Source organism: Aureisphaera galaxeae (genome assembly GCF_028561275.1).
Lineage (GTDB): Bacteria > Bacteroidota > Bacteroidia > Flavobacteriales > Flavobacteriaceae > Aureisphaera > Aureisphaera galaxeae.
In genome coordinates this window covers 642025-659218 of sequence record NZ_JAQQTF010000002.1, presented here as the reverse complement: position 1 = coordinate 659218, position 17194 = coordinate 642025, and the positions used below count along the sequence as shown (strand labels likewise).

The 17194-nt window shown below is 41.1% G+C and carries 20 protein-coding genes; 14 read left to right on the top strand and 6 right to left on the bottom strand.

Going from position 1 to position 17194, the window contains the following annotated elements; all coding sequences use genetic code 11:
• Window positions 1-21: 21 nt before the first annotated feature.
• The 11 genes from POV27_RS02875 to POV27_RS02825 all read left to right on the top strand — a co-directional run bounded on the left by POV27_RS02875 (window position 22) and on the right by POV27_RS02825 (window position 7324).
• Complete coding sequence (locus POV27_RS02875; RefSeq protein ID WP_272861220.1) at window positions 22-909, top strand: DUF547 domain-containing protein; 888 nt, start codon at window positions 22-24, stop codon at window positions 907-909.
• Window position 910: 1 nt separating this feature from the next.
• Window positions 911-1702: a DUF547 domain-containing protein gene (locus POV27_RS02870; RefSeq protein WP_272861219.1), complete on the top strand. Its 792-nt coding sequence runs from the start codon at window positions 911-913 to the stop codon at window positions 1700-1702.
• 12 nt (window positions 1703-1714) lie between these two features.
• Complete coding sequence (locus POV27_RS02865; RefSeq protein ID WP_272861218.1) at window positions 1715-2425, top strand: TIGR04283 family arsenosugar biosynthesis glycosyltransferase; 711 nt, start codon at window positions 1715-1717, stop codon at window positions 2423-2425.
• A 23-nt stretch (window positions 2426-2448) separates the two neighbouring features.
• Window positions 2449-3558, top strand: a complete 1110-nt coding sequence (locus POV27_RS02860; protein ID WP_272861217.1) for a helix-turn-helix domain-containing protein — start codon at window positions 2449-2451, stop codon at window positions 3556-3558.
• Window positions 3559-3686: 128 nt separating this feature from the next.
• Entirely contained in the window at window positions 3687-4184 is a 498-nt protein-coding gene (locus tag POV27_RS02855; RefSeq protein WP_272861216.1) for a hypothetical protein, read from the top strand.
• 3 nt (window positions 4185-4187) lie between these two features.
• Window positions 4188-4736 (top strand): YceI family protein, encoded by a 549-nt coding sequence (locus POV27_RS02850; RefSeq protein ID WP_272861215.1) that lies wholly within the window; start codon window positions 4188-4190, stop codon window positions 4734-4736.
• Between the two features lie 64 nt (window positions 4737-4800).
• Window positions 4801-5328 (top strand): hypothetical protein, encoded by a 528-nt coding sequence (locus tag POV27_RS02845; RefSeq protein ID WP_272861214.1) that lies wholly within the window; start codon window positions 4801-4803, stop codon window positions 5326-5328.
• A gap of 119 nt (window positions 5329-5447) precedes the next feature.
• Window positions 5448-5864, top strand: coding sequence for a hypothetical protein (locus POV27_RS02840; RefSeq protein WP_272861213.1), 417 nt, complete (start codon window positions 5448-5450; stop codon window positions 5862-5864).
• A gap of 8 nt (window positions 5865-5872) precedes the next feature.
• Window positions 5873-6442 carry a hypothetical protein gene (locus tag POV27_RS02835; protein WP_272861212.1) on the top strand — a complete coding sequence of 190 codons (570 nt, stop codon included), beginning with the start codon at window positions 5873-5875 and terminating at the stop codon, window positions 6440-6442.
• Between the two features lie 107 nt (window positions 6443-6549).
• Entirely contained in the window at window positions 6550-6759 is a 210-nt protein-coding gene (locus tag POV27_RS02830; protein ID WP_272861211.1) for a hypothetical protein, read from the top strand.
• Between the two features lie 28 nt (window positions 6760-6787).
• Complete coding sequence (locus tag POV27_RS02825) at window positions 6788-7324, top strand: GNAT family N-acetyltransferase (protein WP_272861210.1); 537 nt, start codon at window positions 6788-6790, stop codon at window positions 7322-7324.
• Here POV27_RS02825 and POV27_RS02820 read toward each other — a convergent pair.
• From POV27_RS02820 to POV27_RS02800, 5 genes are all read right to left on the bottom strand, one after another.
• Window positions 7321-8574 carry a POTRA domain-containing protein gene (locus POV27_RS02820; protein ID WP_272861209.1) on the bottom strand — a complete coding sequence of 418 codons (1254 nt, stop codon included), beginning with the start codon at window positions 8572-8574 and terminating at the stop codon, window positions 7321-7323. The two genes, POV27_RS02825 and POV27_RS02820, sit on opposite strands and share 4 nt — an antisense overlap.
• On the bottom strand, window positions 8571-9308 hold the full coding sequence (locus tag POV27_RS02815) for a hypothetical protein (RefSeq protein ID WP_272861208.1): 738 nt from the start codon (window positions 9306-9308) through the stop codon (window positions 8571-8573). The genes POV27_RS02820 and POV27_RS02815 overlap by 4 nt, the downstream gene beginning before the upstream one ends.
• Window positions 9292-10293 (bottom strand): glycoside hydrolase family 113, encoded by a 1002-nt coding sequence (locus POV27_RS02810; RefSeq protein ID WP_272861207.1) that lies wholly within the window; start codon window positions 10291-10293, stop codon window positions 9292-9294. Before POV27_RS02810 ends, POV27_RS02815 begins: the two co-directional genes overlap by 17 nt.
• Window positions 10294-10329: 36 nt before the next feature.
• A complete protein-coding gene (locus tag POV27_RS02805; protein WP_272861206.1) occupies window positions 10330-11220 on the bottom strand; it encodes a hypothetical protein in 891 nt (296 codons plus the stop codon).
• A gap of 101 nt (window positions 11221-11321) precedes the next feature.
• Window positions 11322-12038 (bottom strand): DUF547 domain-containing protein, encoded by a 717-nt coding sequence (locus POV27_RS02800; protein WP_272861205.1) that lies wholly within the window; start codon window positions 12036-12038, stop codon window positions 11322-11324.
• Window positions 12039-12229: 191 nt separating this feature from the next.
• On the opposite strand from POV27_RS02800, the gene POV27_RS02795 reads away from it, so the two are divergent.
• A complete protein-coding gene (locus POV27_RS02795) occupies window positions 12230-13531 on the top strand; it encodes an NAD(P)/FAD-dependent oxidoreductase (RefSeq protein WP_272861204.1) in 1302 nt (433 codons plus the stop codon).
• Window positions 13532-13535: 4 nt separating this feature from the next.
• Entirely contained in the window at window positions 13536-15119 is a 1584-nt protein-coding gene (locus POV27_RS02790) for a 4Fe-4S binding protein (protein WP_272861203.1), read from the top strand.
• Window positions 15120-15175: 56 nt separating this feature from the next.
• Here POV27_RS02790 and POV27_RS02785 read toward each other — a convergent pair whose 3' ends face one another.
• Window positions 15176-16594, bottom strand: a complete 1419-nt coding sequence (locus POV27_RS02785; RefSeq protein WP_272861202.1) for a pyridoxal phosphate-dependent decarboxylase family protein — start codon at window positions 16592-16594, stop codon at window positions 15176-15178.
• 125 nt (window positions 16595-16719) lie between these two features.
• On the opposite strand from POV27_RS02785, the gene POV27_RS02780 reads away from it, so the two are divergent.
• Window positions 16720-17163: an Lrp/AsnC family transcriptional regulator gene (locus POV27_RS02780; protein WP_272861201.1), complete on the top strand. Its 444-nt coding sequence runs from the start codon at window positions 16720-16722 to the stop codon at window positions 17161-17163.
• The last annotated feature ends 31 nt before the right edge of the window (window positions 17164-17194 follow it).

Genomic DNA, 17194 nt, shown 5'->3' with positions numbered 1-17194 from the left:
CATACCCATAACTGAAACAAAATGAAATATATCATCCCCTTATTTCTTTTATCCATGATTCTTACTTCCTGTGGTGGAAGTAAAAAAGCAGTGGCTACTTCACCTAAAACGGATACTCCCATAGTGGTAGCCGATACCGTTGTGGCCCAAGAAGTGATTAAGGACACTATTGTTATCGATGTCTCAGAACCCGATATAGATCAGGAAACCGGAGTGGAAATTACAATGGAAGAAGAAACGGTACCCGATAACACAGAAATGGTCGAAGTTTTTAATCATTCGGTATGGAATTCCTTGTTGAAGAATCACGTTTCTATAGAAGGAAATGTGAATTATGAAGGATTTCGCCAAAATCGACACGCCTTACGCGAATACATTGCTTCTTTAGGTGCCCAAATGCCTACCGAAGATTGGTCGCAAGAGGATCGTCTGGCCTACTGGATGAACGCCTACAATGCCATGACAGTGGACCTTATTTTAAGAAATCTTCCCTTGGAAAGCATAAAGGATATTGACAAACCGTGGAACCAACGTTTATGGAAGCTGGGCAGCAAATGGTATAATTTGGACGAAATAGAACACCAAATCCTCCGTAAAATGGATGAACCGCGTATTCATTTCGGGATTAACTGTGCTTCTTTTTCCTGTCCTCCCCTATTGAACGAGGCGTTTACAGCTAAGGAAGTAGATGGCCAATTAGACACCTTGGCCAAACAGTTTGTGAACGATCCACAACGCAATACCATCACGGCGGAGCGTATTCGGATTTCGAAGATCTTCAGTTGGTTTGCCAAAGACTTTAAAAAAGACGGGAGTCTTATCGACTACCTCAACAAATATTCGGAAACCCCAATTAATTCGAATGCCCGAAAAAGCTTTATGGATTACGATTGGGCACTAAACAACTAAAATGAAACTACTGGTAAAAATTGCAGGACTCTCCCTTTTATTGCTCTCCTTACAGAGCTGTGCATTATTTTCAGCTGCAGGACTAAGCACCCAAGGACAACCTATAAAAAAGGTGCAACCCCCTTTACAATCGGCCGCGACTTCGATTGTGGATCACTCCGCTTGGAACACATTGCTCCAAAAGCATGTGACGAACGAAGGATGGGTGAACTACGAAGGATTTCAACAAGAAGAAGCGCAATTGGATGCCTATTTAGCACTTCTCTCCAGCAATTCGCCCAAAAAGGATTGGCCAGTTCAGGAACTATTGGCTTACTATATCAATCTGTATAATGCCCATACGGTAAAACTGATCGTAGACAATTACCCTACACAAAGCATTAAAGACCTCAATGGGCCTTGGACCCGTGGAATCGTACCTATTGGAAAACGAAATCTTTCTTTGGGAGGAATCGAAAATGGGATCCTTCGTAAAATGAACGAACCCAGAATACATTTTGCCATTAATTGCGCTTCCATTTCCTGCCCGAAATTGCTGAATGAAGCCTACACAGCGGACAAAATCGAAGAACAATTGGATGCAGTGACCAAAGCCTTCATCAATGGCCCAAAAAATGAGCTTTCGGCAGAGAATCCCAAGCTCTCTTCCATTTTTAATTGGTATGCAAAGGATTATACGGTAAATGGAAAGCAGGATGTGATCGGTTATATAAACCAATATGCCAATCAGAAAATTTCGACCAATGCACCCTTAGAATATTTGGAATACGATTGGAATTTAAACAAGCAATAATATATTTGTTTTATGATTTCGATCGCAATTCCTGTCTTAAACGAAGCCGATGGTATTAAGGATCAGTTGAGCTATTTGCTTACAGCCTGTTCTCCCGAGAATATTTCGGAAATTATCGTTGTAGACGGCGGAAGTACCGACAATACTTCAGAAATCGTTGCTCAATTCATCAACCAGAAGGTATGGCCTTTGAAGTTCCGTTTGTTGACGTCAGAACGAGGCAGGGCCAAACAAATGAATGTAGGTGCTAATGAAGCTACCGGAGACATCTTGTATTTCCTGCATGCCGATTCCTTTCCACCTATGGAATTCGACACGTTTATCTTGGAACAGGTAGAAAAAGGGAACCGAGCGGGTTGTTTTCAAATGAAATTCGATAGTAATCATTGGTGGCTCCGCTTAGCGGGGTGGCTTACCCGTTTTCGATGGCGTGCCTGTCGAGGCGGCGATCAGAGTCAATACATTACCAAAGAACTCTTCGATGAAATTGGCGGGTTCGATGAGCGCTATACCATTTACGAGGACAACATCCTTATCAACGAACTGTACCGCCGTAACGAATTTGTGGTGATTCGCAATTCGTTAACTACTTCTTGCCGACTCTACCGCAAAAAAGGAATTTGGCGCTTACAGTACCATTTTTGGGCGATCTACGTAAAGAAATTCTTCGGAGCCGATGCCGATGAGTTGTACCGCTACTACAAAAAGAATATTGCCTCTTAATACTTCTTCTGTATCTTAGGGAAGTGGAAACCAAAATCGTATTACTGGTTATTCTATTGGTAATTGGTGCCTTGCAGGGTATTACCTATGGGATTATCCTTTGGCGTACCAACACCATCCACAAAATAGCCAATCGGTTTCTAGCGACCATTCTCTTTTTCTTTTCGTATCGCCTTTTGGCGGAAACGCTCTACTTCTTCGGATTGGGACGTTACGATACTTGGTATTATTTCCTGTTGGAATTCAATTGGATCTACGGTACCCTCATCTACTTCTTCGCCCTGAGTTACATAAACCCAAACTTTCGGTTGCGGCGTAAGGACTGGATTCATTTTTTACCGGTCATCATCGAAGTCATCTGGAGTTTCTTCATCAAGGCACAGAATTTTTATTGGGATGGAACACGGGAAAGCCTCACTTGGCTAGGCTATTGGGGCTATGTGATTTGGATGCACTTCCCCACCATGTACGTTATTGGCGGTGCCCTTATCGTGTTTTACGGATCTAAAGCCATTCGCGTACTTAAAAATCCACCCGAAATCCCGGGTTATCGCCTTATTGAAAAAAATATCGTTTGGATACGACGTGTTGTATGGGCGCTGGTTATTTTTTCGGTGTTGTTTACCCTCTTCACGATTATACATTATTTCTTCTTCGACTACGCCTTCAATTTCTTTGGTTATCCCATTTTCGTAACCATGGCGGTCATTACCTATTGGTTGGGGATTGAAGGATTTTCCAGAAGGAATACCATTGCCTTTAAAACGATTGAGGTTCCTTCGGAAAAGGAGATGGAACAACTACGGGGCATTGCTGAAAAGATCAATCAAAAAATGCAAGAAGAACGGTTGTTCAAAAATCAAGAATTGACCGTAGGGCTCCTTTCTGAAGCAATTGAAACCAAATCCTATTTGGTGACCAAAACCTTCACGGTGGTCTTCAAAAAGAAGTTTACCGATTATGTAAACGAACTCCGTTTCGAAGAACTGAAATTCCTTCTTTCGAAACCAGAAAATGAAAAATTCACCCTTCTAAGCCTTGCTTTCGAGGCCGGTTTCAACTCCAAAGCCTCTTTCAACCGTACCGTAACTCGATTAACCGGAAAATCACCCAAACATCTTAAAAACAGTTAATTAAAAGTTTCAATTTTAAAATTGAAACCTACCCTTTTCCTTCAAAACGTTTCATTTTATAAATCGGAACGACTCGCATAGGGTCCATCCCGCATCTTTGCTTTCGAAATCAATAAAAACACAAAATCATGAAAGCAATTGTATATCTCCTATGCCTGTTGAGCACCACTGCAATTACAGCACAAGCGGATTATGGCACCCCGACCGATGCCTCTTTACCTGAAAAGCTGCGGGGTTTGCGAAAGGCCATAGAAGTAAATCATTTCCCAAAGGAAAACGATCCTATTAAAATTGAGAATACCTATTACTGGAAACACGCCACCTCGGTGCTTTGTAGGGAAAGTGAAATTACTGTCATGGAATATGGCGCATACATCTACTACAACGATCAATGGAACCTGAGGCAGGTATATCCCTTAAAAGATTTGGACAAAACCTTCGGTACGAAGAAGCAAATTTTGAATCAGGCGGAACCCTACACTTGGAATAAAAACTGGCGCGTGGGTGAATCCCTTTTTGGCGGATGGGCCCTTTGGTACTTCATCGGCAAAACGGCAGATGGGGAAACTGTATGCGGCTACGAAACTATTAACACCACAGGAAATTTATTAATCACTAAAAACTAAATCATGAAAAAGTTCATCTTATTACTATTGCTATCCAGCACTGCACAAGCACAGACCTTTCAAATAACAGATTCACAAACCTTAACATGGCAAGGAAAGGCTGCTGTGGGTGGGTACACTCCCGAGGGTACTTTGGAAATCGAATCCGCTTCCTTTTCCATAACCAATGAAACCATCGAGGCCTTAACAGTTACGATCGACATGAATACGTTAGAACAGGAAAATACGCAATTACGGAATCACCTACGGGACAAGGATTTCTTTCACATAGCGGAATACCCAACGGCAACTTTTCAGTTATCGAATGCGAGCAAAATTGTTGAAGGAAAAGCACTGCTCACAGGAAAGATGACCATTCGAGGGATCACCCAAACGGAAACCATTGAAGCAGCCATCGAGCAAATGGGAGATCAAATCTTCTTGACGTTTGAACATACCATGGATCGTACAGATTACGATGTGATCTACAATTCCCCTTCTTTCTTCAAGAAGTTGAAAGATCAGGCCATAGCGGATGATTTTGTATTGAAGGGGAAACTCGTTTTTAAGTAAACTTGATAATGGAATTTCTTTATACCTTTAGTTATACAACATTTGATCAAACCATCCTGAATATATGTTTACACCAATTACAAGAGTATTCCTAATCATAGTTTGCTTAACATCAGCGGTATACTATTACACAAAGGAAGATTTCATTGCGATGTCAATGATGTTAATTGCAGGTGTACTTTTTATTTATGGGTATTTCAAATATGGAACCGTTTATGCTGCTGTTCAACAAGTTAAAAGGCGTAATTTAAAAAAAGCTGAAGTACTGATTTCAAAAATTAAAAACCCAGACAAACTGATTAAAGGGCACAAAAGTTATTATTATTTCACGACTGGGCTCATTGCATTGGAAAAACAAGAATTAGAAAAAAGCCATTCTGACTTGACTCAAGCTTTGGAAATAGGATTAAGAACCAAAAATGACAAATCCATTGTATTGTTGAATTTAGCTCATATTGAGCTTTTGAGAAAAGACCATACTAAAGCTAGTGAGTATATTAAAAAGGTCAGGGAAATGGATTTAAATCCGTTAGTTGAATCCGAGACTAATCGAATTGAAAAAGAAATTAAAATTGCAGAAGAAGAGGAATAGTATTTTGCAGATGATTTTGTATTGAACAGGAAACTATCTTTCCGTTGAAGCATCGTACAAATAGGGAAGTTATATAAAATACTTCCCTATATTTAATTGTTAGTTAGATAATTTAAGGAGTGAGAAAACTTATTGAATCATTTATTTACCTATTGATATTCTCATGCCTTTTGAATTGTCAAACAGAACAAAAACTTGAAGGGAACTATTATATCTGTGAGGATGGTTATTATTCTGAAGTATATTTTAAACGGGATTCTTTGCGTGTAGCTTCGGAGAGCGAATGGGTTAAATTATCAGAATGGAGAACACTTATTATGGAAAGTGACACCATTATTTTTGAATCATTTGGAGAATGGAGGGACACTGTGAGTATGAAAATTTCAGAAAATACGCAGGCAAAAATCACCGTGAGAAATTTGTACACGGGAGAGATTCATGTTTTAAATAGAATTCCTGAAAGGTTCTCTTTTGAAGATACCACGAAATTTTGGAAAGAATATGCTTTAAGAAAGCAAGCCTATGGTTGCAATTGAAAGGAAAGATGAATATAAAATTTGATGATACCGATGCCGAAGGATTCAAAGAGCTTGTAGAAGCTGTTGTAGACAATCTTATCAAAACTTTTAATCCAGACGAAATTTCTGTCGTAAGGATTAAGAATTGGTTCGACCATAAGTGGCTTAATTACTCTGGAAAGCGTATTACAAAATACAACACCGATACCTATCCTTCTATTCCATTCGTTCTTGAACCCTATTGGAATGAAGAAATCACTATTCCTCCTTTTAATCCAAACCGAGTTTTGTCGGAATTGAGATATAGTAAACAAGGAATTACAAATAGTGGGTTTGAGGAAGCCCTACATAAATTTCAAATGAGCACGGAGAATAAGAATAATCTGATTTCAAGAAGAACAAATAACGGTCTTTGTATTTGGGTTTCTTCAAACTCCGAAATGAACAGGCAAGGAAGCCTAATGGTCTATCAGATAAAGAATTCGGAAATTCAAACCTGGTATGCTTCCATTGAAGAAAAGGGCGATTGGAAAGTGACAAAAGCAAAGGGAATTGACAAAAATCAGATTGAATTGATTTCGAGTGAATCAAAATGACGCTAACAGAAGAAACAAAAACATTGATACAGATCATCTTTCGCTATAAGAGCACGGAAAGTGTGGAAGAATTGCTCCTACGTAGATGTTCCAATAATCTCCCATTCATGGAAAAAAGTTCACCAAAAGATTTAGAACGTATATGGTATTCGGTGCTAAAAATTTCGAAAGGAAGTGAACAAGAATTACTTGAAGCCATTAAATTGGCCCAAACCGATTGGAGAGATTTATTTATGGCTGCAGGTTTTGGAAGAAATATTTTTGAACACAAATCATGGGCTAAAGAAGTAATCAATACCGGAAATTACATTGCATAATGATGATTACACATAAACCGACATAACCTTGAAACTTCAAACCAACAGACTATTCATTGTTCCTTTAACCAAAGAAGATATCCCAGATATCCACCGAATGAATTCTTTTGAGGAAGTGGCACGGTATAACACCATCGGGATTCCCAAAAGTGAAGCAGACACAGCAAAGGTATTGACCAATGCCTTAGATGCTTCTAAAGAAAATGAAAGGATATTGGGTTGGGTGCTTCAGTTAAAGGACGGGAATACATTCATAGGTCAATTGGGAATGAATCGTTCCATCCCTAAATACAATATGGCCGAAATACATTATCACCTACTCCCGGATTATTGGGGAAAAGGATATGCCACAGAAGCGGTGATGGAACTCCTCCGCTGGGGGTTCGAAGACATGAAATTACACCGCATTGAAGCGGGTGTCGCTACAGCAAACACAGCTTCTATTAAACTTCTGGAACGTGTGGGAATGCAACGGGAAGGTTTACGCAGAAAGATTTTACCCATACGCGGGGAATGGCAAGACAATTATATGTATGCTATTCTGGATGAGGATTGGAATTCCTAGAAATACTGCCCCACCCCAAAAACGAATCCACGCGTGGCGTCGTCGGTAATACCATGGCCGTAATCGATCCTAAAAACGGTATTGAAAATACGTTTGTGGATGAAACGGACACCAAGCCCGGGATATACCCTAAGGTTTTGACTATCGCTAAAATCCCCAAAATCCCCGCCTGGATTACGCCAACTACCGGCATCGATAAAGGCATTTCCTTGTAGCACAAACCAATTCTTTTCGTAGATGGTGTGCCTATATTCGGTATTTAAAACAATAGCACCCGTTCCACGATCGATCGTATTTCCTACCCCACGAATGTTGAGGTTGTTGTCTACCGAGAAAGGTGCGAAAGGCGATTCATCATTAGACGCCAGCCCAATACGTAAGCGTGATGCCCAGTTACCCCGTTCGCCAATACGTTTGTAATAAATAAAATCGTTCCACCAAATAAGGAACTCTGGAAGGGTATCGTCCGTGGAAGTAACGTACTGAAAGTTGAGCGTGCTTTTAAAACCATCCACATACTGATAGTACACATCTACCTTGTTGTACTGATACAGGAACTTGTAGAGCAGTTTTTTCACTTCCAAATTCTGTGGCACCGCCGGATCGGTAGCGCCTGATTTGTACTCATAGGTTTCAGTAAAGTAGTTTATCCCACCTTCGAACCAGTGATTAAAAGTAAGCTCGTACAATAGGAGCGCCTCCATAGACCGATTGTTGTACTTATAATCGGCAGAGGTATTGTTAAAAAACACAGGTTCTTGGGTAGTGAGATCTTGATAGTTAAGCGCCAATCCCAGTTTATTGGTAAAGAGATAAGGGGCTTTAAAATTGATCCCAAACGAATTGTATATATCCCGCTGAAAGAACCCTCCAAAGGTGATGTTCCGTCCTAATCCATTGAACTCATACAATCCCAGTCTATAAGCAAACTCGTCATCGTTGGTGGTATACACCTGAGCCGACGGAATAATGGTAAAATTCTCCTCTACCCCGTACACCAGTTTGTACGTACCGTCCTCATTGGGATAGACCTGATAGTAGGCATGTGCAATCCCCGGTAATCGCTTTAGGCGTGCAATATCTGCTTCGGCCTTAAGTGAATCCAAAGGCATACCTTCTTTTACTTTTACTAGTCGTTTTATAAAGGATTCCCGGGTCTTTTTGTTGTCCTGAATGACCAGCTCACTGATTTCTTGCGCCATTCCCGACCCGCTAATCAATAACAATAAGAGGAGTGTTAGTTTTTTCAAAACGAAAATCTTTTTTGTCCGATTAGATTCACCCAATTGTCTTCGCTCACGGCAAGTACCGTGAAATTGTATTCTTCGCCCAATACCAAATCGGGAGGGGTTCCTTGTGTAATGTTCAACACTACATTTTCTGTCTTGTAGTATTGAAAAATAGCTTCATGGGTATAAGTGCCCGACAGTAAATTGTCGTTCGCATCAGACACTACCTGAAAATAAATAGCATCGAAGGGCGTCGCTATATTGCCCCAAGAAAAAATGGGCATCCCAGAAGTTCCCCCGATATGGAATCCATTCCTAAACTGGGTATTTTGCGTAAGGTGTTTCAGTCGTATCGGATTGGAAACTTGCAATACGCCCTCTTCTTCAAAAGTAACAATGACCCATTTCTCTGTGGTAATCTGTCTTTTTATCTGAAGCAGGTATCCATTGAAGTAATCCATAGTGGTTATTTCCAGCTCCGTGTAATTCTCGTAGTCATTCGGATCCACATCGGCCGTAGCCGTTTCGAAATAACGGATATTCCTTGCACCAAGTCTGGGATACAGATACACGATCACTTCATTCTCGTTCTCACTTCCAGAGGCACAGGAAATCACGCCTTCCAGCTCCACCGGACCTTGGGCAATCATTTCTGCCAAGGTCTGTGGCTCGCCAAGCACATCGCCAGCATCGTCGTTTTGCGAACATGCCGCTAGGACAAGCAGGAGAATAAAGTATTTACCTATTGTTTTCATAATACTGTTTCAACACCTGTTCTACAGGTTTGTTTTGTGGCGTAAATTGTGAATTTTCACTTCCACCCGACCCATTGTAATCGATGAACCATTTCCATATAAATCCGCCTTTAAACCACTCTTTTTCATACATCACTTCGTAAAGTGCTTTCGTAAGGTTTACCTGGGCATCCAAGTTTACCTCAGTCATGCTACGGTCGCTTCTCCAAGGCTCTTTTCCGGCATAATCCACACTACGATAACCGTACTCCGTGAAGAGTACCGGTTTCCCATGGGTTGTAGAAATGCCTTCCATTTCTTCCAACCATGGCTTCCAACCTTCCACGGCCTCTTCAAAAGTAGGGGTCACACTATCCGAAACCGGAAAATAAGCATCTACGCCTACATAATCCAGTTCCTTCCAAAAAGGAACCCTTTTGTATTCGTCCCAATTGGCAGCGTAGGTAAGATCCCCCTTGTAAATCTCTTTGATCTCTACGATCAATTGGCTCCAAAAATCGGATCGGTTCATGATGAACTGTTCCAATTCGGTCCCAATACAAAACAGAGCGACCTGTTTTTCCTGCGCCAAACGGGCATAGTCCAGAATGAAGGTGCGGTAGGAATCTTCTAGAACTTTCCAATCCTCTTCGCTCTTCATTTTCAGATACCCGGTAAATTCCCCGCGCCAGATCCAAATCTGGGGTTTTAGCATCACCTTGATGCCGTTGGTTTTCAATATGTCAATGTACTGTGCGGCTCCGTCCCTCGTTTCTCCGTACCACTGCCTATCGGTGTTGTAAATGATTTCTGGAGATTCCAGATTTCTAATAAAACCGAAAGGCATTACTGCCGCATAGTTGGCTTTTATAGCTACCACCGGATCCACATGGATTTGGGTGGCTTTTTTGGGCGAAGCGACAAAACTCACTCCATTGATTCGGGAATTTTGCGCCTCGCAACTTTGTAATAGAATAAGTAGCAGTAGAATTTTTAGAACTCGCATGTAGATTCAATTTTACTGCTACAAATTAGTTCTTTTCTAAAAGACGGCTCTTAAACCTATATTAAATGTTTCTCCCAATCCCGTATCGTTTCCACGAACAAAGTTGGTGTATAAGGCTTCAATATTCAGTTCGTCCGTAAGTTGGTACTTGGCACCTCCACCCACTGCGGTGAAGTCTTGGGAAAATTCATTCCCCAAATCGATCAATTGCGAGTGTTGGGCCAAAGCCAATACCGTAAATTTAGAAGACGGGAAATAGCTTAAGAATATCCCTGGGGTTAGTCGCAGACTGTTGTTGGCAAAACTATCGGCCTCGTCCCCAAAGTTCAACTCACTATTAATTTCTGAAAACAACTGGAATTTATCCCCAGGAAAGGTATAGTCATAGAAAAAGCGGTTTTGCCAGATGAATCCATTCTGATCCAAAAACACACCTTGTTCCGTTTCGTTATCTACCAAAGGAATAAAGAAGGAACTTTGTACAGAGAAGTTGTTCACATTCTTAAAGGGAACAAACTTTACCGAAGGTGCAATGGAAGTAAATCCACTTCGTGCTGTACCATTTTCACCATCAAAACTGAAAACATCCAGCGCGCTTCTGTCGGCCACTACATTACTTCTAAATTCGAGGATTAATCCCAAATTTACACGTTTGTTCTCTCCTACTCCGGTGTATCCTTCCAAAGTAGAGGTAAAGAAAGTCTGTCTGGGCTCTGTACCATCGCTAAAGGTACTTTCGGTTTGGGTATATAGATTGTTAAACCACTTTATATCGAATTGTCCCTTGCCGATCAATTTAGACGGTGTCAAGGTTTGGATCACCGATCCTCCGGTATCATCACCATAATCATAATCATCCTGAGCCATACCAAAGGCGAAGACAAAACTTAGTAGTGCGGTAGCAATTATTTTTTTTGAAATATTCATCGTGTTGTTTTTTGGTTATTGTAATTTTTTGGAATTGTGCTTCCGCTGCTTGCCGAATCTTGGGGACTGGTTCGACAAGCGGGAAGACTGTTTAGATGTTGTTATTTTGAATTGATACGCCAGTCGTAAGAATAATAGGTGACTTTGGCGTTCGCGGGTACTTTTTCTTTTCTGTATTTGTTCAAGTAGTCAATCTCGTTGCTACTTTTTGTGACAAAATCCTCTTTGTACCATTTAAAGATTTCTGAGAAAGCAACTTTCTTTCCGGAAACCCTGATAAAAGAACTGTCGTTAAGGGCTTTTATTGTTTGCTGTTCCAACAAATTTTCAAGATTTGCTGGCGTATAGGCCTTAGCGATTAATGGAGGACATCCTTTGGCCCCGCACACCAATACAAAATGGAATCTTGCATCGTTGAATTTGGGTCGCAGGTTCTTATGCTCAATATCATTTAACGTAATAGCCGTTCCACCCAAGTCGTATTTTGTCTTATCGAAGAAGCCTTTTTTGTCCAACGGAGACTTAATTCCGTAATTGTCAATTATTCCCTTGATCACAGACAGGTTGTATGCATTGATCCAAAAGGCCTGATATTCTTTAGGTTGTGAAGTTGTGACTGAAATGTTCTTAGCAATTTCCAAGATATCATTCAATTCACCAACATTGCTCTTAATTCCCTTGTAGTCTACGCTTCCATTAGAAACGTAGGTGCTTAAAAAAGCGTCGGTTTTGGTAAAAAATTCATTCAGTGACTGCGCGTTGGAAGAGGTAACGGTCAGTGTTAAAATTGCGGTTATTGCGATAATAAGATTTTTCATTTTTTCATTTTTTGATGTCGCCTAAGTCGAACACCTTTCCCTAATGCTTACAAACTTTTTCATTTTTTTTCCGAAATAGATTTCTGAGAACCTTACACTTAATTCTAAATTTATTTTCATTCCAAATAAGGTGGTTCGGTGTAATGTACTTAACTTTAGTAACGACAGACTTGCCAACCAATTCAAATTCTATGGAACACATTGTTATTTTAGGTAATGGTATTTCCGGAGTTACAGCCGCTAGGCATATACGTAAACACTCGGATAAAAAAATTACCATTGTCTCCGCAGAAACAGATCATTTTTTTTCCCGTACGGCCCTTATGTACATATATATGGGGCACATGAATTTTGAACACACCAAACCGTACGAAGATTACTTCTGGAAAAAGAACAGGATCGAACTCGTAAGAGGATATGTAACCGCGGTAGAACATGAAAAGAAACGCTTAAAGTTTGCCGACAATTCCCTCCTCGATTATGACAAGCTTATTCTCGCCGTCGGATCCAAACCCAACAAATTTGGTTGGCCTGGACAAGACTTAGAAGGGGTACAAGGCTTGTATTCCTATCAGGATCTTGAAAACTTGGAGAAAAACGCCCCCAATAATAAAATATGCAAACATGCCGTCATCGTAGGTGGCGGGCTTATTGGAATAGAATTAGCCGAAATGTTAGCCTCCCGTGCCATTCCCGTTACCTTTTTGGTCCGAGAAAGCAGTTTTTGGAATGGTGTGCTGCCCGAAGGGGAAAGCGCCATGATTAATAGGCACATTAAAAACCACCATATCGATCTGCGTCTCTCTTCCAACTTAAGGGAAATCATTGCCGATGAAAACGGCCGTGCAAAAGCAGCGGTTATCGATGAAACGGGCGAAGAAATCGCTTGTGACATCGTTGGGCTTACCGCTGGGGTATCTCCTAACGTTGCTTTCCTAAAGGATAGCGGTATTGAATTGGGGCGCGGCATTAAGGTAAACCGCATGCTCGAAACCAATATAAAAGACATTTATGCCATAGGCGATTGTGCCGAACAGCATGAACCCATTGGTAGCCGTAGACCTATAGAAGCTGTATGGTATACCGGTCGTATGATGGGAGAAACCGTGGCCCAGACCATTTGTGGCAACCCTACCGAATACAAACCTGGACATTGGTTTAACAGCGCCAAGTTTTTCGATATAGAATATCAGACCTATGGTTGGGTATTTTCCAAGCCTAGGGAAAACGAAACGCACTTCCATTGGAAACACGAAGACGACACCAAATGCATCACCGTTTGCACCAAAACCTCAACGGGACAGTTTTTGGGGATCAACACCTTTGGCATTAGAATGCGACACGAAGTATTCGATCGCTGGTTGACCGAAGAACGCAGTACAGATTATGTAATGCAACATCTACGGGAAGCCAATTTCGATCCAGAATTCTATAAACAATTCGAATCGCAAATACTATCCTCTTACGTCCAACAACAAACAGTTAACGCTTAAAATCATGAGTACGATACAACGAAATATGTCGCTTACAGGCGATGCCTCCAACTACTTGAATCCTACCCAAAAAATTGCAACCGTTATTGGTTTGGCTGGATTGGGAATTATAGTATTCTCTTTGTTTCACGAATTTGCAAACCAAGCCCTTTGGCTTACCCTTTCATTGCTTGCCATTGGTGGCGGAATTGTGCTATTTGCCAAAGGATCTTATAGTGGCAAATTAGAAGGTATTAAAAACCACGGGGTATGGATAAAAAGTATTTCCAGCCGTGGATTTTGGGGCTGGGTAGCAGGAATCTCACTTACGGGATTCTATGTCATCCTTTACTTTTACGAAGGCCTTTTGGGAGCCAATCCCGATGGCAATACAGGTATTGTCGGCCTTTTCGATCCGTTGAGCCGATTCCTTAGCGGGAATCCGGCGAGTCAATGGTTCGTATACGGAACCCTTTACACCGTGGCCATATTGGCTTTTGGAATTAAGTTCATCTGGAAATACCGCCATAATCGCTACGAACAATTACGTACGGTAAGCGTGATGTTCTTTCAAACCGCTTTCGCCTTTTTAATTCCAGAATTAATGGCGCGACTAAATAGCGATAGTTTTTCCCTACCCTACAATGACCTAAAGAATATGTGGCCATTAAACTACTACGCCTTCGATGGTTGGCGGGTAGATCAATTTATCAATGCAGAAACCATAGGTATAGCGTTCCTTGTATTTGCCGTTCTATCGGTATTCGTCATCTCCCCTATCCTTACCTATAAGTACGGAAAGCGTTGGTACTGCTCTTGGGTATGCGGTTGTGGAGGTCTGGCCGAAACAGCTGGGGACTCTTTCAGACAACTTAGTGATAAACGAATGGTCGCTTGGAAAGTGGAGCGCTGGGTCATTCATTCCGTATTGGTATTCTCAGTAGTGATGACTACGGCAGTGGTAAGTACCTATTTGGGATACGATTCTGAAAAATACTGGTTGACCAAGGACATGTTCCTTATCGGAGTAGCCGTATTCCTAGGGTTGCTTTTTGCTGTGATTTGGTATTACAAAAGAGAAGAGTTGGCCAAAGATGCGCGCTACGGAGCCATTGGATATTTGGTAATCGTATTAGGGCTTATCGCTATTCACTACTTCTCCAATAATCAACTATTCCTTTTTGAAGCAGGCGATCTTAGATCATTCTATGGGTTCTTGATCGGAGCTGTATTCAGTGGAGTGATAGGAACCGGTTTCTACCCTATTTTCGGAAATCGTGTTTGGTGCCGAATGGGATGTCCTATGGCAGGTATCTTGGGAATCCAACAACGTTTGTTCTCTAAATTCAGAATTACGACCAATGGAGGACAGTGTATTTCCTGTGGAAACTGTTCTACCTACTGTGAAATGGGAATCGACGTTCGTAGCTATGCCCAAAAAGGTGAAAACATTGTAAGAGCGAGCTGTGTAGGTTGTGGAATCTGCTCCGCAGTATGTCCAAGAGGGGTATTGAAATTGGAAAATGGACCTTTGGAAGGCCGTATCGATGGCAATCAGGTATTGCTTGGAAACGACGTAGACCTTATGAGTTTGGTAAACGAAAAATAATTTGCAAACTAATATTATGAAAAGCCGCCTAGAATAAAGCGGCTTTTTAATTTCTCCTATTTTAAATACTCCTCTCGATTTTCATTAAGCCAATCGATCAAATCGTCGATATGCTTTTCGGTTGTATTGTAATTGGTGATACAAGCTCTTAGGGTGGCATATTTTCCATAGGGGTAATTTATAATCCAAGCATTTCCCTTTTCTAAGGTCCGATCGTAGACAAATTTGGAAAACGCAGCATCTTCTTCCATTCGTTCATCGGTAAAGCATACTATAGGCAGTTGGGAATGATTGTAGATCTTCCAACCATTGGCAAGGAGTTGCTCCCTTAAATAATCTCCCATGCGTATTTGGTGGAGAATTGTTTCTTCATAACCTTCCCATCCAAAAACAAGTAATGGTAAATAAAGCTTAAGACCTATGAACCTTCTGGACCACTGAATGGAATGGGTATACGAACTCAATCGGTCTATTTCATCTTCTTCTTCAGGCATAAAATTAGCACTTATGCTAAAGGCCTTCCCGAGGGCATATCTGTGTTTGGTTATAAAAAGACTGGCAGCCATGGGTACCGAAAGCCACTTATGCGCATCGAAGGTTATAGAATCGGTATTTTCTATTCCATCTAGAAGCTCTGTGTGTTCTTTTGTTAATCGAACAGCTCCTCCATAGGCCGCATCTGCATGTACCCAAAGATTGTATTGCTTAGCTATTTCATTTATTTCTGGAAGAGGGTCGATAGCACCCGAGCCCGTAGTCCCCATCGTGGCAAATACGAAAAATGGCTGCAATCCCAACTCTAAGTCTTCTTTGATCTGGCGTTCCAATTCATCGACCCGCATGCGTTGTTCATCGTCCACTTCTATATATTTCACGGCACTTCCTCCCAAACCGCATACCCGGGCTGCCTTAATAGTAGCATGATGACTAGCACTAGAGCAATAGACAACAGGGAGTTTTTCTAAGCCTTGGACACCCGAAGAGGCGAAGTCAGGGTACTTTTCATGCAATGCGCACAATAATCCAGTTATATGGGCTTCTTGCCCTCCCGTGGCAAAAACACCATCGATATTAGGTGCAGTATATCCAAACTTCTCTCCTATCCTTTGAATAAGCATATGTTCCACTTCAACGGCAAATGGCGCATGTCCCCATGCCGCCAATTGTGGATTGTAAACCGCAGAAATTACATCTGCCAAAATTGATGGAAAATTGGCTCTAGGGTTGAACATTCCGTAGTACGCTGGATGCGGTGTATGCACGGCATACTTTGACAAACTCTTCAGTACATATTCTACTGCTTCTTTTGTCGACCTGGGCTGTTCAAAGTCCGAATCCAACGCATGAACCACTTCTTTGCGTTCTGGATATATAGCAGTTCTCTGTTTTTCTGTTTTGGAGTAATAGTCTTCTAACTCATTCCAAAGGAAATTCCAAGTAGTGTTTCGTTCACTAGAGGTAAGATCAAAATTCATAAGCATTGGTTTAGCATTAGACGTTGTAAAGGTAGTGGCCCTTAGTATTTCAAAAAATTAATATATTTGGGTAAATGTAATTTTTGCCTAATTTTATATAATAATTTTTGATTAAATCCTAATAAATGAAATTAGATGACACCAATTGGCTAATTTTACAGCAACTTCAAGAGAATGCCCGTAGGCCCTTAACCGAAATAGCCAAAAACGTAGGTATCTCTTCTCCTTCGGTTTCAGAAAGAATTCAGAAATTGGAAGAGGCCGGGATTATAAATGGTTATCATGCAAATCTCAATATAAAGGCCCTGGGTTATACATTGTGTGTTTACATTTCCATCAAGATCCGATTCGGGCAAGTAGAACGGTTTGAAGAATATGTTCAAACGGTGAATGAAGTATGTGAATGTTTAAAGCTAACAGGAAACGATTGCATGCTCATGAAGGCTTTTGTTCGCGATACGGAACATTTGGAAGAATTGAACAGGCGGCTTTCCCAATATGGGGAACTCACCACTTCCCTTATGCTATCCAAAATTGTAGATCGAAAAATTTTCTCGCAAGAAATTTAATTTCTTCGTTAGGATAGCTCTGTTTCTTCGA